This window comes from Williamsia sp. (genome assembly GCF_016462415.1).
Classification (GTDB): domain Bacteria; phylum Actinomycetota; class Actinomycetes; order Mycobacteriales; family Mycobacteriaceae; genus Williamsia_A.
Genome location: NZ_JAEMTF010000093.1, coordinates 14,397 through 16,989 on the forward strand (window position 1 = coordinate 14,397; position 2,593 = coordinate 16,989).

At 66.8% G+C, this 2,593-nt stretch carries 3 protein-coding genes; 2 read left to right on the forward strand and 1 reads right to left on the reverse strand.

Annotated elements, in window-relative coordinates; all coding sequences use genetic code 11:
• Nucleotides 1–519: helix-turn-helix transcriptional regulator (locus JHC79_RS18390; RefSeq protein WP_296393510.1), on the forward strand; the 519-nt coding region annotated here is incomplete at its 5' end.
• The gene (locus JHC79_RS18395; RefSeq protein WP_296393511.1) at nucleotides 516–1,121 is read left to right on the forward strand and encodes a flavin reductase family protein; all 606 of its coding nucleotides are present in this window, start codon (nucleotides 516–518) and stop codon (nucleotides 1,119–1,121) included. The genes JHC79_RS18390 and JHC79_RS18395, both read left to right, overlap by 4 nt.
• Before the next feature lie 25 nt (nucleotides 1,122–1,146).
• Here JHC79_RS18395 and JHC79_RS18400 read toward each other — a convergent pair whose 3' ends face one another.
• Nucleotides 1,147–2,532 carry an MFS transporter gene (locus JHC79_RS18400; RefSeq protein WP_296393513.1) on the reverse strand — a complete coding sequence of 462 codons (1,386 nt, stop codon included), beginning with the start codon at nucleotides 2,530–2,532 and terminating at the stop codon, nucleotides 1,147–1,149.
• Nucleotides 2,533–2,593 lie beyond the last annotated feature (61 nt).

A 2,593-nucleotide genomic window follows, 5' to 3' on the forward strand; every position in this document is an offset into this window, starting at 1 on the left:
GTGGCCGGACTGTTCGACGGCCTCACCGAGGGAATCCGATGGCTCGACGACGGCACCATCGAGGTGACCATGTCGTGCGACCGGGAGGACGAGAGTCACGGGAGCGGAGACGGCGTGGTCCTCACCCCGAGCGTGTTCACCCGGCGCGCGGTCAGCTGGCGTCACGCGGAGTGCACGCAGCCATGGGTCTCCTACCCGGCGCGCGGCGCGGGGCTCCTGATGGGCTCCCCGGCCGTCGTCCGCAACGGGGCGCTGTGCGATCTCGTCGGCGGCCCCAAGTCGGACATACTGTGCGCCCTCGCCGAACCGGCCTCGACGTCGGAACTGGCGCATCGCTTCTCGGTCACCCCGAGCGCGGTGTCGCAGAACCTCAGGGTGCTCGCGGACAACGGACTGGTGGAGAGCAGTCGTCATGGTCGGGAGGTTCTCTACCGGTTGTCCGACACCGGCCGCCGACTGGTCGACGGCGTCGGCCGCGGCGTCATGACAGGACGGGTCTCGGGCAGACTGGAAGCATGAGTGCACCCACTGACCGGATCGTCCACGACCCCGCGACGGTCGACCCCGGCGACTTCTACAAACTGCTGACCGCGTCGATCGTCCCGCGCCCGATCGCCTGGGTGTCGAGCCGCAGCACCGAGGGCGTCGACAATCTCTCGCCGTACAGCTTCTTCTCGGTGTCGTCGACCACGCCACCGGTCGTGCAGTTCACCTCGGTGGGCGGGGCGAAGGACAGCGCCCGAAACGCCATCGACACCGGCGAGTTCGTCATCAACATCGTGTCGAAGTCACTGATGCACCTGGCCAACGCCAGCTCGGCCGGGTTCGATTCCGACATCGACGAGTTCGTCGAGGCGGGTATCCCGTCGACGCCGGCCACGGTCGTGAACTGCCTCCGCGTCGCTGATTCACCGATCGCCATCGAGTGCCGCCTCCACCGCGCGGTCGAGGTCGGGAACTCGGTGGTCGTGATGGGCGAGGTCGTGGCGCTGACGGTCGATCCGTCGATCGTGGCCGACGACGGACTCCCCGACTACGACAAGCTGGCCGCGGTCAGCCGCCTCGGCCGTATCGAGTGGGGCCTGCCCGGCGACACCGTCGACCTCGACCGGCCCCACTGACGTCACGACAGCCCAACGCGCGTGATCAGGCGTTGGTGAGCGACTTCTCGGCGCTGGTCTCCTCGCCGGGGATCTCCGTGCCACGAATCGAGCAGCCCGCGGTCTCCCGCAGGAACGGCAGCGCGATCATGCCGATCGCACACGCGATCATCATGTAGCCGGCCGGGAAGAGGTCCCACCCGTCGTTCTGGGTGACCGCGTCGTTGACGAGGGGCGCCGTGCCGCCGAACGCCGCGGTGGCGACGTTGTAGGAGATCGCGAACCCGGCGTAGCGGACCTGCGTCGGGAACATGGCCGGGAAGGTCGCCGAGATCGTCGCCAGCTGCGGGATGTAGAGCACGCCGAGGATCACGAATCCGATGATGGCCCAGACGAATCCCTGACCCATCAGCCAGAAGAGCGGCAGCGCGAAGACGAACAGGCCGATCAACGACGCCCACCACATCGGCTTGCGTCCGGTGCGATCGGACAGCTGGCCGAAGAACGGGATGAGCGCCATCATCACCAGTTCACCGATGAGGATGGTGACGGTTCCGGTGGTCGTGGACATCCCGATGTTGTTCTGCAGGTAGGTCGGGAGGTACGCCAACAGCGTGTAGTTCACGACGTTGAGCGCGATGACCATGCCGAACATGATCAGGATGGGTCGGCGGTAGTCGCGCAACAGATCGACGAAACGGGTCCACGCGGTGCCCTCGATCTCGCCCTTCTGCTCCATCTCGCGGAACACCGGGGTGTCCTCCATCTGGTTCCGCAGGTACAGGCCGACGAGGCCGAGCGGGAGTGCGAAGAAGAACGGGATACGCCAGCCCCAGGTCTGCATCTGATCGTCGGTGAGACCGAGCTCCAGGAAGAGCACGAACGCGGTACCCATGACGAAGCCGGCGAGGGTGCCGAACTCGAGGAATGATCCGTACTTGCCCCGCTTCTTGTCGGGTGCGTACTCGGCCATGAAGGTGGCCGCGCCGCCGTACTCGCCACCGGTGGAGAAACCCTGCACGACGCGCAGTGCGATCAGCAGGATCGGCGCCCAGATGCCCGCGACGGCCTGTGTGGGCAGCACACCGATCAACGCGGTGGCGACCGAGATCAGCATGATGGTCATCGCCAGCACCGCCTTGCGGCCGATGCGGTCGCCGATCGGCCCCCACACCATGCCGCCGAGCGGCCGGAGCGCGAACGAGACCGCGAAGCCGAGCATCGTGCCGATCGTTCCCAGGTCACCCGGGAAGAACGCCTGTGTGAGGTAGGTGGCGGTGGCGGCGTAGACGCCGTAGTCGTACCACTCGGTCGCGTTGCCGATCGCCGATGCGCCGATCGCCTTGCGGAGGAGTTTGCGACCCTCCGGCGTCTCCGGATCGGGCAACGCGGTCGAGGACGACCCCGATCCCTTGGCAGTGTTCGTGGTCATCGTGCCTCCCGGAATGGCAGAACCGCTGTCGCTTGTGCTGGTGTTTTCGCAGTGGACATCG